Annotated in this window: 12 protein-coding genes; 6 read left to right on the top strand and 6 right to left on the bottom strand. The window is 70.7% G+C overall.

The genetic code is table 11. The features are described 5' to 3' along the window. The first annotated feature begins 7 nt into the window (after positions 1 to 7). Genes M6B22_RS02900 through M6B22_RS02890 form a run of 3 tightly spaced genes read left to right on the top strand, consistent with a single transcriptional unit; the run spans position 8 to position 3349 of the window. Positions 8 to 1960, top strand: a complete 1953-nt coding sequence (locus M6B22_RS02900) for a putative baseplate assembly protein (protein ID WP_269444276.1) — start codon at positions 8 to 10, stop codon at positions 1958 to 1960. Positions 1961 to 1997: 37 nt separating this feature from the next. Beyond that, entirely contained in the window at positions 1998 to 2585 is a 588-nt protein-coding gene (locus M6B22_RS02895; protein WP_269444275.1) for a phage tail protein, read from the top strand. Beyond that, positions 2582 to 3349, top strand: a complete 768-nt coding sequence (locus M6B22_RS02890; RefSeq protein ID WP_269444274.1) for a hypothetical protein — start codon at positions 2582 to 2584, stop codon at positions 3347 to 3349. The genes M6B22_RS02895 and M6B22_RS02890 overlap by 4 nt, the downstream gene beginning before the upstream one ends. Positions 3350 to 3391: 42 nt before the next feature. Here the strand turns inward: M6B22_RS02890 and M6B22_RS02885 are convergent, their stop codons facing one another. The 4 genes from M6B22_RS02885 to M6B22_RS02870 form a co-directional block, all read right to left on the bottom strand. Further along, positions 3392 to 9397, bottom strand: coding sequence for a carboxypeptidase regulatory-like domain-containing protein (locus M6B22_RS02885; protein WP_269444273.1), 6006 nt, complete (start codon positions 9395 to 9397; stop codon positions 3392 to 3394). Further along, positions 9394 to 11988, bottom strand: coding sequence for a carboxypeptidase regulatory-like domain-containing protein (locus tag M6B22_RS02880; protein ID WP_269444272.1), 2595 nt, complete (start codon positions 11986 to 11988; stop codon positions 9394 to 9396). The genes M6B22_RS02885 and M6B22_RS02880 overlap by 4 nt, the downstream gene beginning before the upstream one ends. Position 11989: 1 nt before the next feature. Then, positions 11990 to 14428 carry a carboxypeptidase-like regulatory domain-containing protein gene (locus tag M6B22_RS02875; protein WP_269444271.1) on the bottom strand — a complete coding sequence of 813 codons (2439 nt, stop codon included), beginning with the start codon at positions 14426 to 14428 and terminating at the stop codon, positions 11990 to 11992. 210 nt (positions 14429 to 14638) lie between these two features. Then, positions 14639 to 15211 (bottom strand): DUF4255 domain-containing protein, encoded by a 573-nt coding sequence (locus M6B22_RS02870; protein ID WP_269444270.1) that lies wholly within the window; start codon positions 15209 to 15211, stop codon positions 14639 to 14641. 166 nt (positions 15212 to 15377) lie between these two features. Between M6B22_RS02870 and M6B22_RS02865 the strand changes: the two genes are divergently transcribed. From M6B22_RS02865 to M6B22_RS02855, 3 genes are all read left to right on the top strand, one after another. Further along, positions 15378 to 17336, top strand: coding sequence for an ATP-binding protein (locus tag M6B22_RS02865; protein ID WP_269444269.1), 1959 nt, complete (start codon positions 15378 to 15380; stop codon positions 17334 to 17336). A 71-nt stretch (positions 17337 to 17407) separates the two neighbouring features. Then, on the top strand, positions 17408 to 18943 hold the full coding sequence (locus tag M6B22_RS02860) for an eCIS core domain-containing protein (protein WP_269444268.1): 1536 nt from the start codon (positions 17408 to 17410) through the stop codon (positions 18941 to 18943). After that, positions 18940 to 19266 carry a hypothetical protein gene (locus M6B22_RS02855; RefSeq protein WP_269444267.1) on the top strand — a complete coding sequence of 109 codons (327 nt, stop codon included), beginning with the start codon at positions 18940 to 18942 and terminating at the stop codon, positions 19264 to 19266. The genes M6B22_RS02860 and M6B22_RS02855 overlap by 4 nt, the downstream gene beginning before the upstream one ends. 229 nt (positions 19267 to 19495) lie before the next feature. Here M6B22_RS02855 and M6B22_RS02850 read toward each other — a convergent pair whose 3' ends face one another. Together M6B22_RS02850 and M6B22_RS02845 are read right to left on the bottom strand one after the other, a co-directional pair. Beyond that, on the bottom strand, positions 19496 to 19909 hold the full coding sequence (locus tag M6B22_RS02850) for a hypothetical protein (RefSeq protein ID WP_269444266.1): 414 nt from the start codon (positions 19907 to 19909) through the stop codon (positions 19496 to 19498). Between the two features lie 140 nt (positions 19910 to 20049). Next, positions 20050 to 22500, bottom strand: a complete 2451-nt coding sequence (locus M6B22_RS02845) for a phosphoketolase family protein (protein WP_269444265.1) — start codon at positions 22498 to 22500, stop codon at positions 20050 to 20052. Positions 22501 to 22503: the final 3 nt, after the last annotated feature.

The raw sequence follows: 22503 nt of genomic DNA, 5'->3' as shown, positions 1-22503 counted from the left end.
GAATCCGATGCCGTTGCCCGCCCCCGAACTCGACGACCGCAAGTTCCAGGACATCGTCGACGAGGCCAAGCGCCTGATCCCGCGCTACTGCCCCGAGTGGACGAACCATAACGTCTCCGATCCCGGTGTCGCGCTCATCGAACTGTTCGCCTGGATGAGCGAGATGGTGCTGTACCGGATCAACCAGGTCCCCGAACGCCTCTACGTGCACTTCCTGAACATGGTCGGTGTCGAGCCGTTCCCGCCGTCGGTCGCGCGCGCCGACCTCACGTTCTGGCTCTCGACGGTGCTCGAGACGCCGGTCGTCGTGCCGGCCGGCACTCAGGTGATGACCACGGCCGGGGCCAGTGGCGCGGCCGAGCCGGTCGTGTTCACCACGTCCGCCGACCTGGTGATCGCGCCGCCGAAGCTGATGTCGGCCATGACCACCACCGCGCACGGCGACCGCGCGACCGACGTGTGGGACGGCGTGCGCTTCGACGTCCTCGGCGTGCCCTGCTTCGCCTCGCCGACGATCACCGCGGGCGACGCGTTCTACCTGGGTTTCGCCGAGAGCCTGTCCGGCACCGCGATCCGGCTCACGTTCGCCGCGGAGGCCGAGGGGATCGGTGTCGACCCGCGCAACCCGCCGCTGGTGTGGGAGGTCTGGAACGGTGAGGCGTGGCTGACCGCGCAGGTCACCGAGGACACCACCGGTGGCCTGAACCGCGCGGGCAGCATCGTGCTGTTGATCCCGGTCGAGCACGAACTGCTGTCGGTCGGAAACACCGCCGCGTACTGGGTGCGGGTGCGCCTGGTCGATCCGCATCCGGGGCAGCCCACCTACCAGGTCTCGCCGCGGGTCCGTGCGATCACCGCCGAGACGCTCGGCGGGACGGTGAGCGCGGAGCACGCCGAGAACATCCCGACCGAGGTGATCGGGCGCAGCGACGGCCGGCCCGCGCAGGCCTTCACCGTCTCGCACACGCCGGTACTGCCGCGTCGCCTGGGCGAGAACGTCGTGGTGACCGATACCGACGGAGCCGTCGAGTGGACCGAGGTCGAGGACTTCACCCGATCCGGTGCCGACGACACGCACTACGTGTGGGAGAGCGGCAGCGGGACGATCCGCTTCGGCCCGCGCGTCCGCTACCCGGACGGCACGGTACGGCAGCACGGACGCATCCCGCGCGACGGCGCCCAGCTCAGCGTGACCGGCTACCGCTACGGCGGTGGCGCGCGGGGGAACGTCGGCGCGCGCACCCTGACCGTCATGCGCTCGACGGTGCCGTTCGTGCGCAGCGCGGTGAACCTGCTGCCCGCCACCGGCGGGGTCGACGCCGAGACGGTGGGCGAGGCGCGGGTGCGCGGCCCGCTCACGCTGCGCACCGGCCAGCGTGCCGTCACCGCGGGCGACTACGAGCGGCTCACCCTGGAGTCCTCGATCGAGGTCGCCCGGGCCCGCTGCCTGTCGGCGCAGCGCGGCGACGGATCGGTGCGCCTGCTGGTCGTCCCGCAGGTGCGCGGCGACGCGACCCGGCACACGATCGACGACTTCGCCATCCCGGTGCCGCTGATGCGCACCGTCACCGAACACCTCGACGCGCACCGCCTGGTCGGCACGGCCATCGAGGTGGGCACCCCGTACTACCAGGGCATCTCCGCCGTGGCGCTGATCCACGCCGGGCCGGGCCGGCCGGCGACCCTGGTACGCCAGCGCGCGATGGACGCGCTCGCCCGGTTCATCAATCCGCTCTCCGGCGGCCCGGACGGCACCGGCTGGCCCTTCGACGTGGACATCAACGCGGCGGTGGTGACCCAGCTCCTGGAGAGTGTGGAGGGCGTCGAGCGGGTCGACGAGCTGCTGCTGTTCGAGTACGACCTGCGCACCCGGCAACGCCTCGGCACGGCCAAGGACGTGATCCGGCTCGACCAGCACTCGCTGTTCCTGTCCGCGTCCCACCAGGTTGTCGTGCGATGATCGAAGCACCCGTCCGCATCCGCCCGAGGCCGCAGCCATGACGTCGATCGTCCCGCGCGACAGTGCGCTACCTGACGGCGTGCGCAGCTCGGCCCGCAGCGCCTACTGGATGCTCGACCAGCTTCCGGTGGGGATGCTCGACGGCGACTTCTTCGTCCGCTTCGTCTCGATCTTCCAGGAGCTCGGCACCACGCTGCTGGAGGACGCCGACAACATCGACAACCTCGTCGATCTCAGCGTCGCCCCGGACGTGATGGTCCGCTGGCTGAGCTCGTGGATCGGTGGCGGCACCATCGATCCCTCGCTGCCGCACGAGTTGCAGCGGCGCATCGTGAGCAGCGCGGCGCACACGCTTACCTGGCGCGGCACCGCCCGCGGGCTGAAGCTGTTCCTGGAACTGGCGAGCGGCGGCCCGGCCGAGGTCACCGACGGCGGCGGGGTGTGGCGCGCCGGCGAGGCACCCGCCGACACCACCTGGGTCAGCATGTCGGTACAGTCCACCGGCTGGATGCCCGAGAACGACTTCGTCGAACTCGTGCGCGACGAGGTGCCGGCGCACACCCGCGCGGAGCTCTTCGTCGCCGGCCGGTGCGTCTGGCGTTCATACGGGGAGCCGATCGGGTGAGCGAAGACCAGACTCTGCAGCCGGGTACACAGCCGGGCTCGTCGGCGCAGACCCGGACGGACCCGGCACGCTCGGGTCCGCGCCACCTGGGCGGCCCCGGACTGCCGCCGGTCGGTGCGCCACCGGTCGACGTGACGACAGCCGGTGCGCCACCGGTCGACGACGCCACGACACCGACCGTCACGATCGACTTCGGCAGCGCGGCCGGGCCGGAGCAGCCGGCGTACCCGAGCGGTGCCATGTCGGCGCCCGCTCCGACCGCGGATCCCGCCCCGGCGTCCGGCCCGTCGCCGGCCGCGTTGACGTCCAGCCCGCCCGAACTGGTCAACTGCCCCGAGTGCGGTGCCACCCAACAGGTCCAGCTGAACCGGCGCGACGCGAGCGACTTCTGTTCGCAGTGCGACTTCCCGCTGTTCTGGACGCCGTCGCGGGTCGAACGGGAGCGCGCGGCCGCAAGCAACGGGGAGTCGTTGCGCCGCCTGCCCGGTACGGTCGGGCGCTCCACGCTCGCCTCGGCAGCGTGCCCACACTGCGCCGAGCTCAACCTGGTGTCCGCCGTGGTGTGCATCCGCTGCGGGCAGCTGATGCACCCGGTCGAGGCGCCCCCGCCGCCGCCACCGCCACCCGCACCGCTGCCCCCGCCGCCGGTGGTCGAGGTCGTGCCGGAGCGCGGAATCCCCTGGTGGGTATGGGCATTGCTCGGCCTCGGCATCGCCGCGCTGATCACCCTGGTGGTGCTCATCCTCACCGGCACGATCGGCTGATCGCGCGCCTGCCCGACCGCCTGAGGCTGCGGCCGCGCCGGGTCAGGGTTGCGTCACCATCGTGATCGTCACCGTGGGCGGTGTCAGCGCGGTGATGTCGAATGCGGCGCTCGTGCCGCTGACCGTCACCGTCGTGGTGACGGGCGGCGTTCCGGCGGTCTTCGTGTAGGTCGCGGTGGCCGACGCCGTCCAGCCGGTGCCGAACGGGACCCCGGTGAAGGTCACGCTGCCTCCGGACGCGGCGGTCTTGCTCGCGGGCGCCACGATCCCGCTGCCGGCCGGCGGGACGAGGGTGACTGTGGCGTTCGTACCGGCGGGGAAGGTATCTCCCGCCAATGTCACGGTGACCGACGCGCCGCGCTCCACGAGGGGGATCACCGGCTTCGGGGCGGCGGACGTCAGGTCGGTCGAGGTCACCGTCCAGTTCACCGCGGGGCTGGTGCCGGTCGCGGTGTAGGTCGTCCCGGCCGCGCCCCAGAACGAGTCGGTCAGAGCCGAGCCCGTGGTCACCGCAAACGTGTCGTTCTGGTAGACGGGGTTCGCGCCGTCAGAGACGGTGAGCTTCACCGTCGAGGGTGGCGTGACGTTCGGGTCGCTCGCGAGCTTGGTGGCCACCACGTGCAGGCCGACCGAGTACTCGTTCAGCCCGTAGGTCAGCGGCACGACGCTGGTGTCGTCGGTCGTGGGCACGATTACCGGACTGGCAGCCGCGGTCGTGCACGACACGGGCGTGGTCGGCGACCCGTCGGTGCAGCTCAGCGCGGCAGAACCGTTCGTCGCCGCCAGCGTGCCGAAGTGCCCGGTGGGCAGGTCGAGCGAGAGCGCCCAGCTGCCATAAGGCACCGCGAGGAACGTCCACTTGGTCACCACGCCGTGCGCCGGTGCTGTCCGCGCGGTCGAGACCGGCGCCTGCGGGGTCAGCGTCCAGGTGCTGTCGGCGGCGGAGGTGAGCAGTACGTTCGCCGCGCTCTTGACGTCGTCGCCGTCGGCCGTCGTGGTGATGGTCAGCGTGACGTCGTGCGTGATGCGGACCAGGGTCCTGTTGAGCGTGGTCGCGGCGTTGTTGTGGTTCACGACCACGCCGGTGATCGTCTGGGTCTGGTAGCCGGTGCTGCTCAGTTGCACCGTCCAGGTGCCGTCCGGCACGTTGGTGAGGCTGTAGGTGCCGGTGCTTGCCCCGGTCGTCGGTGTCGTGACGTCCATGTTCTTGCCGTCGGTGCCCTTTGCCACGGCGAACGTCGTCGCGGTGCCGGTGCCGATCTGCACGCGCACCCCGTCGAGCGGTGCGTCGGCCGGGTCCTTGCCCTGCTTGCCCTGGACGAGTCCGGTCACCGTGCTCGCGCCCAGCGTCACGAAGACGGTGTGCGTGGTCTGGGACTTGCTCACCGTCACGGTCTGGTCGGTCTGCGGCCGGATCGTCGTGCCGGTGACCTGCACCGCGTAGACGCCGGGAACCACGTTGTCGAAGTCGAAGGTGTTCTTCGCCGACGCCGTCGAGGTGCTGTCCACGACGGTGCCGTCCTGCAACAGGGCCACCGTGATGCCGTCGGTGAGCACCGTTCCGTCACCGAGTTTCACCGTCACCGAGAAGGTGGTGACCTTGGTGATCTGCAGGTCGATCTCCGGCACCGCCTGCGATCCGGGGCTGACGTTGATCACGGTCGAGACGGTGCTGTAGCCGGTGAAGCTCGCGGTGATCAGCCACGGACCGGAGTCGAGACCCTGCATCTGGTTCGTGCCGGTGAGGCTGAACAGGCCGTCCTTGTCGGCGGTCGCCGTGAACGGTCCGATGTTCCCGGTCGTCGCCAGCGTGCAGGTGGTGGCGCCGTCGGCGACGGTGCCGCTGCAGCGCTTGGCCGTGATCGTGGCGCCTTCCAGCGGCTGCAGCGTCGGCGTCTTCGCGAACGAGCCCGCTCCCTGCACCTTTCCGGTGACCGTGCCGGCGGCGGTGAGCGTCACCGCGCACGACGGGGTCGCTCCGGGGGCGATGACCACGCTGGTGGCACCGTCGGTGCACGTGAGCGGTACCGAGGAGTCGAACAGGTAGCCGGGTGCGTGCACCTGGACCTGGTACGCGGGTTGGGTGCCCTGGAAGTCGGTCGTGGGCAGCAGCCCGGTGAAGCTCACCGAGCCGCCCGAGGACGTCTTCGGGCCGAGGGTCGCGCCGGTGTTGGGGATCAGGCTCACCAGGGCGTTGTCGGGCAGGCCGGTGACGCTGAGACTGCCCAGGGGCACCAGGGACAACTGCGGGCTGCACGGCGCGTTGGGCACGCACTGGAACGTGTAGCTCCACGGCGCGAAGCCGGAAGCGGTGACCGAGACGGTGTACGTGCCGGGCACGATCAGCTGTCCCGCCGACAACGCGTCGTCCTTCCAGCTCAGGATTCCCGCGTTGTCCGACTTGACAGTGAGGTTCCCGGTCCCGAGCGGGAAGGCGGTGACCGCCAGGTTCGCGCCGGACAGGTTGCCAGGTAGCGGCGTGGCGGTGAGCGCGCCGGCGAACGGGACCGGGTTGGGGATCAGCGAGATGACCTTGAGCACGCTCGAATCGATCGCGGCGTCGGCCTGGTTCAGCGTCTGGTACCCGTTCTGGGCATCGACGTGGAAGGTGGCGATCGGCACAGCAAGCGGGAGCGCGCGGGTGGCCGAGGCGATGAAGGGATCGCCCGCACAGCCGCCCGGCAAGGGACCCGTCGGCGGCGATCCGTCCTTGCTGATCGCGAAGCAGCCGAGCGGGTCGGTGGTGACCTGCACCTGGGCCGGCGGGTTCGCGGTGCCGTTGGTGTAGCTGGTCACGCCGCTGATCGTGATCGTCGTGAACGGCAGCGGCTGGGCGGTGCCGCTCCACGAGGTGACGACCCGGCCGACGAACGTGTCCACCGGAGCGGTCAGCGTCAGCGCGACGTTGCTCGTCCCGTCCAGCGCAACGCTGGTGAACGCCGTGGCCGACACCGCGAGCCCGGCGGTGGTGGTGGCCTTGAGCGTGCAGGTGTAACCACTGGCGGCCAGGCCGGTGACCAGCAGCCCGCCGGCGCCGTCGGTGCTCTTGCCGACCAGGCTGACGGAGCCGCAACTGGAGCCGGCGGTGAGCGTGGTGTTGGCCAGAGCCGGGACCGCGCCGGAGGTCGGGTCGGGCGCGGTGAGGGTGAACTGGATGCGGCCCCTGCGCTGGATCTGCCCGTCGAAGCGCCCGGTGCCGCCGTCCTTCACCGTGACGATCGGCAGCGGGAGCGGCTGCGACGCGGTGAAGTCTGGGTTCGTCACGACGATGAGCATCGAGTAGGAACCTGGACACAGGTTGCCGACGGTGAATGCCCCACTGGCATCGATCGTGCCGACCGCGGGCGAGGACTTGCCGGTCAGCAGGCAGTCCGACACCGCCGGTGGCGTGCAGTCGGTGGGAGCCGTGCCACTGCCTTGCGGTATCGCCCAGACACAGTTGGTGAACGTGCCGCCCGCCGTGGCGTCGAACCGCGACGAGACGGTCCCGGTGATCGTGCTGGCGGCGAACAGGTTGACCTGCGGCGCGCGGGCGACGCTGTTGAGCGGAACCCGGACGTCGACGGTGGCCGGAAGGTACCCACTGATGGTCGAGCCCGCCTTGACCTGGACACCGATCGTCAGCTTGTAGAGGCCGGGCATGAGCCCCTCGGTCTGCCCCGCCAGCGTGTACGCGGTAGGACCGGACGACGAGGGCGGGGTCAGCGAGCTCGGCGTCACCGGCACCGGGTGGCCGTTGCTGTCGTGCAGCACGAAGGTGACCGTGCAGTCGGTCGGCCTGCCTGCGCACAGCGTGCCGCTCGGGTTCGCGCCGTCGCCGACGAAGCCGGTGATCGTCGAGTTGCTGGTGGTCACCTGCGCGCTGAGGTTGATCGTCGGGACCACAGTCGTCTGTCCGGCCTGCACGGTGATGGTGAAGTAGCCCGAGTTCGAGCCGGCGTAGGTCGCGGTCACCACGTAGGTGCCCGGGCTCACGCCGTTGATCCGGAAACCGCTGGTGCCGCTGGTGATCTTGTACGAGTTCGAGTTCGAGGTGAGCGTGACGCCCGCGCTGATCGGTACGCGCGCGCCCGTGGGTTTGCCGTCGGAGCCGAGCTGATCACCGGTGATCAGGCCGGTGACAGTCGCGCTCGAGGAGACGAGCAGTGCGGAGGCCGTTGCCTCGCCCTGGCCCTTCTTGATCGTCACCGGTTGCGTCTGCGGCAGATAGCCGGCCGCGGCCATGGTCACGGTGTACTCGCCCGGCGGGAGCCCGGGCAGGGTGTAGGTGCCGGCGATGTCCCCGTTGGTCACGGTGGTCGCGGTGCGCGTGATCGTCCCGTCGGTCGCGGTGACCTGGACGCCGCCCAGACCGACGATGGTGCCCAGGCTGTTGGCGCCGGTGACGGTGCCGTGCAGGGACGCCACTCCGGTGCGCAACCGCAGGTTCTGCGTGGCGGTACCGCCGGCGGGGAGGGTGCGGATCGCCGACTCGGTGCTCAGCCCGTCCTTGCTCGCGGTGACGAGGTAGGTGCTCGGAGTGGAGAGCCCGTCGACCGACCAGGCGCCGACGTCGCCCTTGGAGTTCGAGCTGGTGGTGATGGTGTTGGTGCCGTCGGTAATGGTGATCTTCGCCGCGCCCACCGGGCCGGACGGGCCGGTGATGCGTCCGCTCAGATGCCCCTGACCGGGCAGCAGGGTGACGGTCAGCGGCTCGGTCGCCACCGTGGCCGCCGAGTCGATGACGTACCGCTGGGTCTGGTAGCCGGGCTTGGCGAAGGTGACCAGGTAGTACCCCGGCGCGCGCACCGCCGCGAACGCCCACGCGCCGTCGGACTTGGTCACCGTCGAGCGGTTCTGCGCGTCGGTTGCCGGGGTGGCGAGCAACACCGAGCCACCCCAGATCTTGCCGACCGGCCCGAAGGATTCGGAGTCGACGCCGACCAGGTGCGCGGTCTGGGCCGACTCGTCGACGAGGGAGGTCGGCCGCATCGCGACGGTGGCCCCCGAGGCGCCGGTGCCGGCGACGGTGCCGCTGAGTTGCACGCTCTTGGCGGCGGCCGCGGCAGCACCGGAACCGCCGGAACCGCCGGAACCGCCGGAACCTCCGGAGCCGCCGCTGCCACCCGAACCGCCCGTGCTGCCGGAACCACCCGTGCTGCCGGAACCTCCGGAGGGGTGGCCCGTCGCAGCGGTGCCGGTGGCGGTGCCGCCCTTGGACGGACGCACCTTGTTGATCGCATTGCTCTGCAGCCCGGCGACCTTGTCCGCCGCGGCGTTGTGCGCGTCCTGGACCTTGGTCGCGAGCTTGGGGATGAACACCAGGGCCAGGCCGGCCCACAGCGTGATCACCGCGAGCAGCACGAACGCCTTCGGGCCGTTGGCGCCGAGGAACGCGCGGGTGGTCACGGCGCCCTCGGCCCGCCGCGCGGCGCCCGAACCGCGTGCGCTGACGGTGTAGGTGAAGCGCTGCCGGTGGCCGAACGTCCGCGGCTCGATCTTGATGCGGCCCGGGACGGCGACGCTCGAACCGGCCGGGACGTCTACCCGTTCGGCAGCGAGTTCGACCTCGGCGCTCTCGGGCGAGTGGACCTCCAGCAGTACCTCTTCCGGTACCGGGCCGGTGTTGTGCAAGGTCACCGAGATGCGCTTGCGGAAGCGGCCGGTCGTCTCCGGCGGTTCGATCGCCACCTCGATCTGCCCGGGGGAGTCGACGACCAGGGTGAGGTCGGCGATGGCCGCGCTCGAGGTGGCGTTGCCCGAGGCCGGATCGATCGCCTGGACGGTGAGCGCGAGCGGGTAGCGCGCCGGCACCGTCCCGGGTGTGGGGTTGAAGGTGATCTCCGCGATGATCGTCTCGCCGGGCATCAGCGGCCGGCTGCGGGTGGGTCGCGGCAGCCAAGCGGCGTCCACGCCGAGTGAGGTCATCGCCAGGATGCGCGGCTCGGGTGCGGTGTTGGTGATGACGGCGGCCGTGCTGATCGGTACGCCGGCGGCGGTACGCAGCACCGGCTCGACCTGGATCGTCGGGGGCGTCTCGCTGTAGCCGCGCCTGCCCGGCGTCGTCACGAGGTCACCGTGATCACGACGCCGTCGTGTGGCTTGCTCGGTTCCACCGTCACCTGCTCGGTCGTCGTGGCGTTGGCCGGATCGCCGGTGGAGCCGACGGCGACGATGTAGGTACCCGCTTCGAGGTTGTCGAACTCGAATCGGCCCGTGGCGCCGTCGGTCTGAGTGGTGGCCGCGAGTGTGGTCGGGTAGTCGGCCTGCCGGTACAGGAAGACGGTCCAGTTCAGGCACGGCCCGGTGGTACAGCCGACGACGGTCCCGGACATCGAGGCAGGCGGGGCCAGCGGCACGTTGCGGTGCAGCGACTGGCCCGCGACGAGCGTGATGACCTGCGCGCTCGGGCTGGTTCCGCTGCCGGCGCTGACGGCGAGCGTGTAGGTACCCGGCGGGATCTGCTCGATCCGGTACATGCCACAGTTCGGGGCCACGCTGGCCGAGGTCACCGAATAGGTGCTCGCCCCCGAGCTCAGGCTGATGGTGGCCTCACCCAGTGCATTGGTGCTCGTGTCGCACACGTGCCCGCCCCCCGGCTGGCTGATCTGTCCCCAGACCGTAGCGGTTGCCGGGGTCATGCTCACCGCAATGCCGGACGAGGTGATCTGCGCGCCGAGCGAACCGGGGGTGAGGTTGCCTGCCGCGTCCAGCGACACCGACACGGTCTGCGACTGCAGGTCACTGCGGGCGAAGGTGACCGTGTAGGTCCCGGGCACCGCGAGCCCGCCGACCACCCACGAGCCGATGTTGCCCTTGCTCTCGGTGGCGGTCTGGACGGTGAGCTGGCCGTCGGTGACGGTGACGCCCACCCCGGCCGCGCGTTCGTTCCGCGGCAGCAGGCTCACCACGCCGTGCAGCGACGCGGACGACTTGTTCAGCGTGATCGACACGCCGGCGAGCTTCTGCCCGGATCCCAGGCTCAGCGTGACCGTCTGCGAGGCGAACCCCGCCGCGCTCGCGACCAGGGTGAACGTGGCCGGCGTCGGCAACTGGCGCAGCGTGAAGGTACCGGCGTGGGCGCCGGTGAGCGAGACGGTGCTCGCGGTCTGCTGGCCGGCGGTCGCGGTGACCGTGACGTCGGCGAGCGGGCCGTCCTGCGAGGTGATCGTGCCGGAGATCAGCCCGTCGCCCTTGCTCAGCGTCAGGTGCACGCCGGTGCGCGTCTCCCCGGCCCCGACGTCGATCCGTTGCGTCGACGTCGCGTACCCGGTCTTCACCACGACAAGTTCGTACACGCTCGGCGACGGCACGTTGGCCAGTGAGAACGAGCCGTCGGACCCGATAGGAACGCGCTGCACGACCGCGCCACCGTTGTCCGGCGGGGTCACCGGTACGGGCGCGGTTCCCAGCGGCCGGCCGGCCGCCGCGTCGGTGGTTGCGCCGCCCGGCAGCGTCTCGAGGAACAGGGTTGCGGCCGAGACGTCGTCGCCGACGACGGTTCCGCTGATCGATGCCGGCACGCCGCCGAGGCTGACGTTCAACCCGCCCTGGACCTGGCCGGCCGCCAGCGTGATCGTGGTGGCGTCCGCGGCGTTCACCGCACCGGGGTACCAGATCTGCACGAAGCCGGCGCCGCGGAAGCTGAGCAGGTACTTGCCGGCCGGCAGATCGGTGACGCTGTAGGCGCCCTTCGCGTTCGTCGCGGTCGTCGCGACCGGCGTGGTGGTGTCCGAGGTGGCGAACACGCTCGCGGTCACCCCGGCGACCGGCTTGCCCGAGGTGAGCAGCGAGACGACACCGGAGACACCGGACTGGCCGGTGGTCGCGGCGTTGTTCTTGGCCGCCGCGACCTGCAGCGCGAGGTTGCGGTCGGCCGTCGACTGCGCGACGAGCCGGGACAGTGCGATGGTGATCACGACCGCGAAGACGGTCGCCGCGAACAGCAGGCCGAGCAGGGACAGCGCGCTGCGGGACATCACCGACTTCTGGATGAAGGTCGCGCCGGCCAACGGCTCGCGCTCCTCGCCGGACGCCGGTTGCGCGGGCGGTGGTTCGAGGAACGCGTCCGGGGCGATCTCGTCGAGGTACACCGACAGGCTGCGGACGGTCGGCGTGCCGAGGAAGTGCCGTTTGGCGGAGGCACGCATGTCGAGCACGCTGTGCTGGCCCGGCGCGAGCGAGACGTGCGCGGGCTCGAAGTCGAACCGCACCTGGTTCTCCGGGTCGTCGCCCGCGAGGAAGCCCCGGATCGCTGTGTTGCCCGTGTTCTCCACCAGCAGGCTGAACGTCGCGCGCTTGCCCGCCGTGATCGCCATCGGATCGACCCGCAGCTGCACCACCGGATTCGGCGGCACGGTCAGGTCGATCTCGGTGACCTTGCTCTCGTACGGCGGGGTCAGCTCGCGGACCTGGACCGCGATCCGCCGCGCCCCGGCCGGGATGCCACGCGGTACGTCGACCATGATGGTCAGCACACGCGTCTCGTCCGGGAACAGCGCGATCTCGTCGGTGTCCAGCTGCACCCAACCGGGGTCGGCGCCGAGCACGCGGATCGCGTAGCCGGCGATGATCGTCGCGGTGTTGGAGATCGTCACCGTGATCAGCTGGGAGACGTTGGGCTGCAGGTCGGCCTGCAGCGGGGACACGTCGACGCGCACGTCAGCCCCCCAGCTTCAGGTTCTGCGTGACGGTGCGCCCGGCGACCACGGTGACCAGCGCAGTCTGCTGATCCTTGCCCGGGGCGGTGACGGTGACGCTGTAGCTGCCCGGCTGCAGGTCGGCCAGCCGATAGCCACCGTCGGAACTGTTCGAGGTCGTGGTCCAACTCTGTTGACCGTTGGTCGCCGTGATCGTCGCGCCGGCGAACGTTCCGGCGTTGCTCCGGATCGTGCCGGCGATGCTGCCCAGCTTGGCGAACAGCCGGATCGTGACGCTCTGCGCCGCACCGTTGTCCGCGAGGGTTACCGGCACGCTCGTCGGCGCGTACCCGTCGATCGAGGCGGTGAGCGTGTACGAGCCGGGTGCGGTGAGCCCGTTGATCGCGAACGTGCCCGGACTTCCAGAGGTGAGCGTGGTGGCCGTCGGGTTGCCCCCGCTGGAGTTCACCGCACCGCCGACGGTGACCGTGGCGCCGCCCAGTGGCTGCCCGTCCGGCCCGACCACCTTGCCGGACACGGTGCCGGTGCCGCTTGTCAGTCTGAAGTTGAACGCCGGACTGCTCTGCCCGGCGGCGAGGTCGACGATGCGGGTGCTCGTGCCGTGGCCGGCGCTGGACACGGTGATCACGTAGGTGGCCGGTGTGGGCAGGTTGGCCAGGACGTAGGCGCCCACCTGACCGGTCGTCGGGGTCAGCACAGTCAACGGGCTGCCGTTCACGGTCGTGCTCACGCTCGCGCCGCCGAGTGGTGTCGTCCCGTCGCTGACCAGGCCGCTGATCTGCCCGGTGCTCGCGCCGAGCACGACCGTGGGCTCGAGGCGCTTGTCGCCGCCGCCGACCGAGTCGACCAGCGTGCTCGACTCGTAACCGGCCGTGGTGAAGGTGAGCTGGTAGCTGCCCGGGGCCGGGAGCGCGGGCAGCGTGTACGCGCCGCCGGCGGTCTTGGTGGTGGCGATGGGCTGTCCGGTCTGCTTGCCGAGCAGCGGCCGCGCGGTGACCGTGGTGACCACCGGCGTGAGGGTGTCGCCCGGGTCGACCTTGCCGGAGATGGTGGCCGGCTCGCCCACGATGCTGGCGTTGATGTTCGACGTGGACCCCTGCGCGACTGCCGTGACGCTCTGGGCACCCGCCTGGGTCGGGCTGGCCGGGTACCACTGCGGGACGTAGCCGCTCGCGCTGAACTGGATGTAGTAGTCGGTGGGGAACAGGCCGGCCAGCGTGTAGGTGCCGTCGGCCTGGCTCGCCGCCGAACTCATCTGGACGAGGCCCTTGCTCCCCATCCGGTAGGCCTGGACCAGGATCCGCCCCACCGGCTGTTGGTCGTTCGCCGCGGTGATCGTCCCGCTGATCGCGCCCCCCATCCCGGGGGGCAACTGCCCGCTCTTGGTGAGTGCGCCGGCGGGCGCTGCCGCCGCGCCACCTGAACCTGCGGCCCCACCGGAACCACCAGCGCTACCAGAGCCACCGGACCCGCCGGGCCCACCGCCGGATCCGGCGGCGCCGCCGGGGCTGTTCAAGCTGGCGAAGAACGAGGCGGGCGCCTGCTTGGTCATCGGGTCGGAGGCGAACACCTTTCCCAGCCCGAGCAGGAAGATGGCTGCCCACACCGCGACGATGCTTACCAGGATCAGCACGGTGAGCAGGCCCCGGCTGATCAGCGGCCGCTGCCGCAACTGCACCGTCGTCTCGCGGTTGAGCACGATCTCGGCGGCGCTCTCGGGCGTCTGGTCACCGTTGACCCGCGGGAACTGGTCATCAGTGATCCGCGGGATCGCGGCCGTCGGCTGGTCGTCCGCGAGCGCCGCGAAGCTGCGCTCGTCCGGAAGCCGCGCGGCCGCAGTCGGCGCGGTGATGACGCGCCCGCTCGCTCCGAGCACGACCGTGCGGTCGATCTCGGCACCGGTGAACATCCGGGGCCCACGCACGTCGACGAGTACCGGCGCCACCACGCCGGGCTCGAGGCGGCGCCGCTCCGGGGTGAAGGTGACCTCGACGCCGCGGTCGGGGTCGTACGCGCTCATCGTCACGTCGAGCGGGACGTTGCCGTGGTTCGCGATCTCCAGGACGAAGCGCCCTGACCGGCGGGCCCGCACCAGCTTCGGGCGCACGGTCATCCGCATGCCCGGGCGGGCGGCCACGTCGAGGTCGATGTCGACGTAGGACGGCGGTTTCGTCGTGCCGTGCGAGATGACCTGCACCGTCAGGGGATGGCGCCCGGCCGGGTGCGAGGTCGGCACGGCCAGGCCGAGGGTCACCTTCCCGGCCGTGTCGGGGAACAGCGGGAGCATCGCCGGGCTGGCCGAGACGTAGTTGTCGGGGAGCCCGATGATGTGGGCGCTGACGCCGTCGATGATGTCGTCGGTGTTGACGACCTCGACGACAACCGATGTACTGTCGCCCGGTTCGACCTCGAGGTGGCGAGTGTCGGTGGCAACGCGCATCAGCGTCGCACCGTCTCAGCCTCGAAGTGGGAGTGCATGGTCGAACCTTTCACGAACACACGAACGCACCGGGACGCGTTCGCACCCCGAATGAGCTGATGGCGCCGTCGGCGCGGGACCCCCTGTTGCCCACGTGAACTGCGTGTCAATGATCGAGCATGATCGCCACAATGTCCACGGCCCGCGGGTGATACGCCGCGCCCGTCCGCACTAGCCCGGTTTGGCCCCGTTGCCGGCCCTTGCGGCGCCTTCGATGCTGGTGACGGCGGCCGGTTCGGGCGTCCAGCCGAAGGTGTCCGCCGCGACCGTCACCTGCATCGCGAACCCGGCCTTGAGCGTGCCGCCCGCGCCGTTCCAGATGTCCCGCGCGCGGTGCCGTTCGTCCTCGACGAAGGTGAGGTGGACCGAGGACGACAACGGCTTGGGCAGGTACTCCGGCGGCAGCGTGTCGAGGCCGGCGATACGGCTCAGGACCGACCCGAGCAACTGGTGCTCGTCGCGCGGGTTCCCGGCCCAGGCGCTGACCAGGTAATCGAGTTCGACCATAGGCTGCGGTGCGCGCCGCTCGGCCTTGCCGGTCTCGTCCACCCGGCGGACGGCGGCCCGGTGCGGCTGGGAACTGCGGGTGACGTCGAACAGGAACAGGTTGACCGTGACCCTGGACAACGCGGCGGACCAGTTGCTCGACGGGATCTCGAAGCTCACGTCGGCGGCGTCCTCGGGCAACGGCACCTGGGCGCGCAGGAACCGCTCCAGCCCTTCGTCGACGATCCGGATGAACACGCCGGTCTCCGCATCCGTGTCGCGCTGCCGACCTGGTGCCGGCCGCTACGCTCTGCGTAATGTAGCGCCTTCGGCCGCGGCGAGCCGCGCACGCCGAACCGCCGCTCGCGGCGAGCGCGCAACGTGCAGGCGCAGGCGCGGACGGAGGGCAGAGGTGCGGACAGCGATGGCGGCGTTGGTCGGCGAACTGACGCTGGCCGCGGCGCGACGTACCGGAACGGCGGAGCTGCCCGAACTGTCCGGCGTGCTCAGCATCTTGCGGGCGGAATACCCCGACGGGGCCGAGGACGAGCACGCGCCGCTCGCCGGTGTCGCGGACGTGTTCGGCCTCGACGCGACAGACCGGTTCCTGCTGTGGGCCGCCGTGGCGCCGGAGCTCGACGCCAACGTCGGCTACGCGTACGCCGGGCTTCGCGGCAGCACCGGTGTCGCGCGCTGCACCGTCGCGCTGGCGCTGGAGCTGGCCGGAATCGGCAGTGCGGCGGCCGAAGGGTTCGCGCGGCTCGGCCCGCGCGCCACGCTGCGCCGGCACGGGCTGCTGCAGGTTGCCGGCACCGAGCCGTGGGGCCAGCGCAGGCTGCAAGTGCCCGACCCGGTCGTCGCCGCGCTCGCGGGCGCGGTCCCGGAGGACCCGCTGGTCGCCCCGCTGCGCACCGCGCCGGTCCCGCTCGAGCTGCCCGGCGGTGACCTGGTCTCGGCCGCGATCGAGAACGGCGTCCGGCTCATCTGGATCCGCGCGGTGCGTGGTGCCGCGGGCGCGTCGATGGCCGCCGGCTCCCTCGACGCGCTGCACATCGCCAGTTACGCCGTCGATCTGCTGCGGGTCGCGTCCGACCGGGCCATCGCCGACGTGCTCGTCGCCGCGGTGCGCGAGGCCGGGTTACGCGGGTGCGCGCTGATCCTGGCGAACGCCGACGCCCTCGCCGAGCGGGGCGACTCGAGCGCGTTCGAGGTGCTCGCGCGGGCAGCGGTGCCGGTGATCGCCGTGTCGAGCCGGCCGTGGAACCCGTCGTGGCTGCCGCACCTGCCGCTGCTTGTCGACGCCGAGCGGCTCGATGTCGCCCAGCGTGCCGCGCTGTGGCAGGTCAACCTCGGCGACATCGCCGCCGAGGACGCCGACCTGAGTGAGACCCTGCTCGGGCTGCGGATGAACCCGGAGGCGATGGCTGCCGCGACCCGGTACGCCAAGCTGGTCGCCGCGGCACGCAAGGAGCCGTTGTCGGCCGCGATCGTGCGCGACGCCGCGCGGCGGGTGAGCGGTTCCGGCCGCACCGGCGCGGGCTTTCTCGCCTCCACCACGACCGGCAGCGGCCTCGGCTTCGGCGACCTGCTGCTGCCGACCGCTGCGACGAGGTCGCTGCACCAGCTCGTGACCTGGGCCAGGCATCGTGACCAGGTCGCCGCGCAGGGGCTGTTGCGCGGCGCGGGGCGCGGGATCGCCGCGCTGTTCGCCGGCAACCCGGGCACCGGCAAGACGCTCGCGGCGAACATCGTTGCGCAGGAACTGTCCATGGACCTGTTCCAGGTCGAGCTGTCCTCGGTCGTCGACAAGTACATCGGCGAGACCGAGAAGAACCTGGAGCGGGTGTTCCAGGCGGCCGAGTCGCTGGATGTCGTGTTGTTCTTCGACGAGGCGGACGCGTTGTTCGGCAGCCGGTCCGAGGTGCACGACGCGCGCGACCGCTACGCGAACCAGGAGATCGCCTACCTGCTGCAGCGCATGGAGCAGTTCGACGGCATCACCATCCTGGCGACCAACCTGCGCGGCAACCTCGACCGCGCGTTCTCACGGCGGATGAGCTTCATCATCAGCTTCCCGGACCCCGACCCGGTGATCCGCCGCCGGCTGTGGGAACACCATCTCGCCCAACTGCAGAGCCTCGACGACGACGACCCGATCGCGCTGGACTTCCTCGCCGAGACCGCCGAGCTCACCGGCGGCGACATCCGCAACATCGTGCGGGCCGCGGCCTTCGACGCGGTCGGCCTCGGCGAACCGGTCGGCATGCGGCACATCGCGGTGGCAACCCTGGCGGAGTACCAGAAGCTCGGCCGGGTCCTGCCCGAGCACGGCTTCGGCCTGTACCTACCGGCCACCGACGAGGCCGCCGCGCTGCGTCCGTGAGCGGCACGGACGCTCGTCAAGAGAGCCGCTGAGCCGTACGCTCTGCTCACCGATCATGGGAAGGGGCACCAGTGAGCACGCACCGCCTGCTCCGCGCTCCGGCTTCCACCACACCCGTACCGGCCGGCGATGCGGACGAGTTGCTGCAAGCGGTCGAGGCCGAGGTCACCGATCAGCTGGCCGTCCCGGTTCAGGGTGTGGCGCTGCGCCGGGCTGCCAAAGGGGGCGACGACCCGCTGGGCGGCACCGCCGCGGAGCCCTCCGTCGTGGCTGCGCTGCAACGCCAGTCCGGTCAGGGCGAGCCGCTTCCGCCCGAGATCGCCGAGCGGTTCGAGCAGCAGTACGGGTTCGACTTCGGCAACGTGCGGGTGCACTCCGACCCGGCGGCGGCGACGCTGGCCGATCAGGTGCAGGCACGCGCGTTCACGCACGGGAACGACATCTACTTCGCCGCCGGTGCCTTCGACCCCGGTGCGCCGGACGGCCAGCGGCTGATCGGCCACGAGCTCGCCCACGTGGTGCAGCAGAAGGGCGGCGTGGCCCTGGACACCGACGCCGGCGTTCAGCGCTCGGTGCTGCGCCGCGACCCACCCACGGCAACCGCAACGGCGCCCACCACGACCACGCCCAGCACTGAAGCGCCGACCACTGCGCCACTGACCACTGCGCCACCGACGACTGCGCCACCGACGTCCGCGTCCGCCACGCCGGTTGCGCAGAGCGACGTCGAGCGGTTCACCGCCCTGGTCGCCGGTGCCGCGCCGGCCGACGCGGGGGAGGCCAAGCAGCGCCTGATCGAGCTGCGCGCGATCGTGACCGCGCTGTCCGAACCGCAGCGCCGCACGCTCTGGTCCGACGACGCGTTGATGGCCAAGGCGCGTGTGTACCTCGGCGGTGTCGAGTTCATGGGCCTGGTGGCAGCACTGGGCATGGCGCACCAGGGGTCCGTCGCGCACAAGAGCGGTACCGAGGTGGACACGGTGATCCGCACCTGCCTGGGCACCGGGCCGCTGAAACCGTTCATCGAGGCCGCCGTCGGAAAGGGGCGGCAGGCCGAAGGTTTCGTCGCGATCCTCGACAACGCCAACTGGGCGCGGGTATACGAGTCGGAGTTCCCGAGCGAGCCGGTCGGCAGTGAGGAGGAACTCGAAACCAACGCGTTCACCTCGACCACGCAGAGCGACTCGCCGATCGTGCTCAACGCCGACCGGGGCAATCCCGGCACGGCGATCCACGAGGGGATGCACCGCTACCAGGACGACGCGGTGCTGAACAGCTACGGCTCGGAGTTCAACGAGGCGCTGACCGAGTACTTCACCCGCAAGGTCACCGAGCATCCCGACGTGGCCATCGACCGCGACAACTACGAGGACAACCTCGACTGGCTGACCGACGCGTTCGTCCCGATGCTCGGCGCTGGCGCCGAACTGCTGCTCGCCGCCGCGTACTACAGCGGCACGGTCGCACCGCTGAAGCAGGCGTTCGTCGACTTCCGCAAGGCAGAGCACGGCGAGACCGGCGAAGAGGCCGAGGAGGCCTGGACCGAGTTGCTCGAGGACGTCCAGAGCGAAGACTGGGACGACGCCAAGGACGCCTGCAAGCCGTGAACCGACCCGATGACGACCTCGTCAGCCGCATCCGCGCCTTGCTCCGCGTGAGCGAGGCCGACTCGGAGACCGAGCCCGCGCAGCTGCCCGACGGCGTATCGGCCGATGCCGCGCTCGCCTTCGGGTTCGCCGACGGCGGGCGCGCCGATGTGTACGTGTTCGACACCGGTGCGGCCGCCGCGGCCGCGCAGGCGACGGTACGTGACAGCGACCCCGCGCCGGCCCGGACGGCGGTCAACGGCGCGCTGCTAGTGGTGCTGAGTGGCGAACACGAGCAGCGCACGCTACGGCGCCGGGCGTCGCATTTCGCCGGACGAGAATGAGATGGGAGTACCGCACACGTTTCGTCTCGGGCCTGTCGCCTGACTGGCGCAGGCCGACGCGGTAGCCGCGACCACGCTGAGGCCCACCGCACACCAGGTCATTAGCACCCGTGATCGCGGGGACCCAGGCATGGTCGTCGATCCTTCAGAAAAGGTTCCGCGAAACGCCGCAATCTTGACTGCGCTGTCACACCGGAATCGAAGCGGGGGCCCGCCGCCAGCTGGACCGTTACTTCAGGGCCGGGCGTGTCATGTTGCCGGGCGCTGACGCCGTCGTGTCCAGCTGGCGCTTCAGGCTGTCCCAAGCCTTCTTCTGATCGGCGGTGACGCCTGACTTCTTCGATTCCTGCGTGCAGAGCGCCCCGTAGTCGCGAATGATCTTCTCGACCTTGAGGGACTGGTTCTTCACGGCCTGAATTGTCTTCGAGTCCAGCTTCCCGTAGTGCTTCTTGACCTGCAGGGCGCCCTCGCAGAGGTCGCGCAGTTTGTCCAGCTCCGGACCGAGATCGCGGTTGAACACCTTCACGTCGACCTTCTTGGCCTCAGCCTTCTTCTTGGCCTCCGCCCAGAGAATTCGCGCCGTGCTCTGCTTGGCGATGTGCGCCTTGAGCAGCATTTCCGTAGTCGGCTTCATCCCGCCCATGAACCACGTCCCATGTCTTCCGGCACGACTACCGCCCGGCGCGAGTAGCCGCCCGGCGAGTATGTCGCGGGCCGCGATCGCGGTCAATGCCTGCCGAAACGCGAATGCGGCACATGGCGCGGCCGGTCGGGCGGTACGCGTTATGACGGCCAGGCCCAGTTCGCGACCTCGGGAATGTCCTCGCCGTGCTCACGCGTCCAGGTCCGCGCTTCCAGCCGGGCATCGACCATCTCCTGCCGCAGTCCGGCGGCGCGGGGTCCGAGCGTCGCGACCCGGTCGATGACGTCGATGACCAGGTGGTACCGGTCCAGGTCGTTGAGCATGACCATGTCGAAGGGCGTGGTCGTCGTGCCCATCTCCTTGTAGCCGCGCACGTGGATGCTGCTGTGGTTGGTGCGGCGGTAGGTGAGCCGATGGATCAGCCAGGGGTAGCCGTGGAACGCGAAGATCACCGGGCTTTCGCGGGTGAACAGGGTGTCGAACTCGCGGTCCGGAAGCCCGTGCGGGTGCTCGTCCTCGGGCAGCAGCCGCATCAGGTCCACGACGTTGACCACCCGGATGCGCAGGTCGGGCAACCGCTCCCGCAGGATCGAGGCGGCGGCGAGGGTCTCCAGCGTCGGGATGTCGCCGGCGCAGCCGAGCACGACGTCGGGCACGGTGCCGGTCTCGTCGTTGTGCCCGGCCCAGTCCCAGATACCCGCGCCGCGTGTGCAGTGCCGCGCGGCCTCGTCGACCGACAGCCAGTCCTGCTGCGGCTGCTTTCCCGCGACCACGACGTTGACGTACTGCCGCGAGCGCAGGCAGTGGTCGTACGTGGACAGCAGCGTGTTCGCGTCCGGTGGCAGGTAGATCCGCACGACCGCCGGCCGCTTGTTGAGCACGACGTCGAGAAAGCCCGGGTCCTGATGGGTGAACCCGTTGTGGTCCTGGCGCCAGACGTGTGAGGACAGCAGGTAGTTCAAGCTGGCGACCGGACGCCGCCACGCCACCTGCGAGCTGGCCTCCAGCCACTTGGCGTGCTGGTTGAACATGGCGTCGACGATGTGGATGAACGCTTCGTAGCAGGTGAACAGTCCGTGCCGGCCGGTGAGCAGGTACCCCTCCAGCAGGCCCTGGCACATGTGCTCGGACAGCACCTCGATCACCCGGCCGGTCGGATCGAGACGGTCGTCGAACTCGCCGATCTCGGCCTGCCAGTTGCGGCCGGTGACCTCGAGGATGTCCTGCAGCCGGTTGCTCGCCAACTCGTCGGGGGCGAAGGTGAGGAAGTTCGTCCGGTTGAGGTCGGTCACGTCGCGCAGCCAGCTGCCGAGTACCCGGGTCGCCTCGTGCATCGTCGCGCCGGGGGACGGGACGTCCACGCCGTAGTCGCGCCAGTCGGGCAGCCGCAGATCACGCAGTAGCGCGCCGCCGTTCGCGACCGGGTTCGCGCTCATCCGGCGCTCGCCGGTCGGCACCGCGTCCAGCAGTTCGGCCACCGGACGACCGGCATCGTCGAACAACTCCTCGGGCCGGTAGGAGCGCAGCCACTGTTCGAGCACCCGAAGGTGCGTGCCGTTCGTGCGGGCCGACGGGAGCGGCACCTGGTGCGCGCGGTAGGTGCCTTCGACCTGTTGACCGTCCACGACCGGCGGGCAGGTCCACCCCTTCGGTGTGCGCAGCACGATCATCGGCCACGCCGGCCGGCGGGCGCCCCCGCCGGTGCGAGCGGCCTGCTGGGCCGCAGCGATCTGGTCCAGGCAGGAATCGACGGTGGCGGCCATCGCCTGGTGGACGGCGGCGGGGTCGTCGCCGCTGACCATGTGCGGGTCGTAGCCGTAACCGCGCATCAGCTCCAGCAGCTCCGGCTCGGGGATCCGCGCCAGGATCGTCGGGTTGGCGATCTTGTACTGGTTCAGCGCGAGGATCGGCAGCACGGCGCCGTCACGCGCCGGATTGAGGAACTTGTTCGCGTGCCAGCTGGTGGCCAGCGGGCCGGTCTCGGCCTCGCCGTCTCCGACGACGCAGAACACGGTCAGGTCGGGGTTGTCCAGCGCCGCGCCGTACGCGTGCAGCAGCGAGTAGCCCAGCTCGCCGCCCTCGTGGAACGAGCCCGGCGTCTCCGGCGCGCAGTGGCTCGGCACCCCGCCGGGGAAGGAGAACTGGGTGAAGAACTCGCGCATGCCTTCGGCGTCCTGCGGGATATGGCTGTACAGCTCGGAGTAGGTGCCCTCGAGCCAGGCGCACGCGTTCGGGCCGGGCCCGCCGTGCCCGGGACCGGCCACGAAGACCGCGTTCAGCCCGCGCGCACGGATCTGCCGATTCGCATGCACCCACACCAGGTTCAGCCCGGGCACCGTGCCGAAGTGCCCCAGCAGCCGCGGCTTGATGTGCTCGGCGAGCAACGGCTCACGCAGCAGCGGGTTGTCCTTGAGGTAGATCTGGCCGACCGCCAAGTAGTTCGCCGCCCGCCACCATGCGTCCAGCCTGCGCAACTCGTCGCGTCCCAGCGGACCGGCCACGTCGCCGAGGAAGTACGGGGTCGGCGCGCGCGTCTCGCCGGTACCGCCTGTCACGAAGTCCGCCGCCGTGTCCGCGCCGGTGCTGCTCATGTC

It is taken from the genome of Jatrophihabitans cynanchi (assembly GCF_027247405.1).
GTDB classification, from domain to species: Bacteria; Actinomycetota; Actinomycetes; order Mycobacteriales; family Jatrophihabitantaceae; genus Jatrophihabitans_B; species Jatrophihabitans_B cynanchi.
This window is presented reverse-complemented; position numbering and strand designations above follow the sequence as displayed.

Bases quoted from the DNA above. Each gene is read 5' to 3' on its own strand.
- M6B22_RS02900 (WP_269444276.1), top strand. From the start codon at position 8: ATGCCGTTGCCCGCCCCCGAACTCGACGACCGCAAGTTCCAGGACATC.
- M6B22_RS02895 (WP_269444275.1), top strand. From the start codon at position 1,998: ATGACGTCGATCGTCCCGCGCGACAGTGCGCTACCTGACGGCGTGCGC.
- M6B22_RS02875 (WP_269444271.1), bottom strand. From the start codon at position 14,428: ATGCGCGTTGCCACCGACACTCGCCACCTCGAGGTCGAACCGGGCGAC.
- M6B22_RS02865 (WP_269444269.1), top strand. From the start codon at position 15,378: ATGGCGGCGTTGGTCGGCGAACTGACGCTGGCCGCGGCGCGACGTACC.
- M6B22_RS02850 (WP_269444266.1), bottom strand. From the start codon at position 19,909: ATGGGCGGGATGAAGCCGACTACGGAAATGCTGCTCAAGGCGCACATC.
- M6B22_RS02845 (WP_269444265.1), bottom strand. From the start codon at position 22,500: ATGAGCAGCACCGGCGCGGACACGGCGGCGGACTTCGTGACAGGCGGT.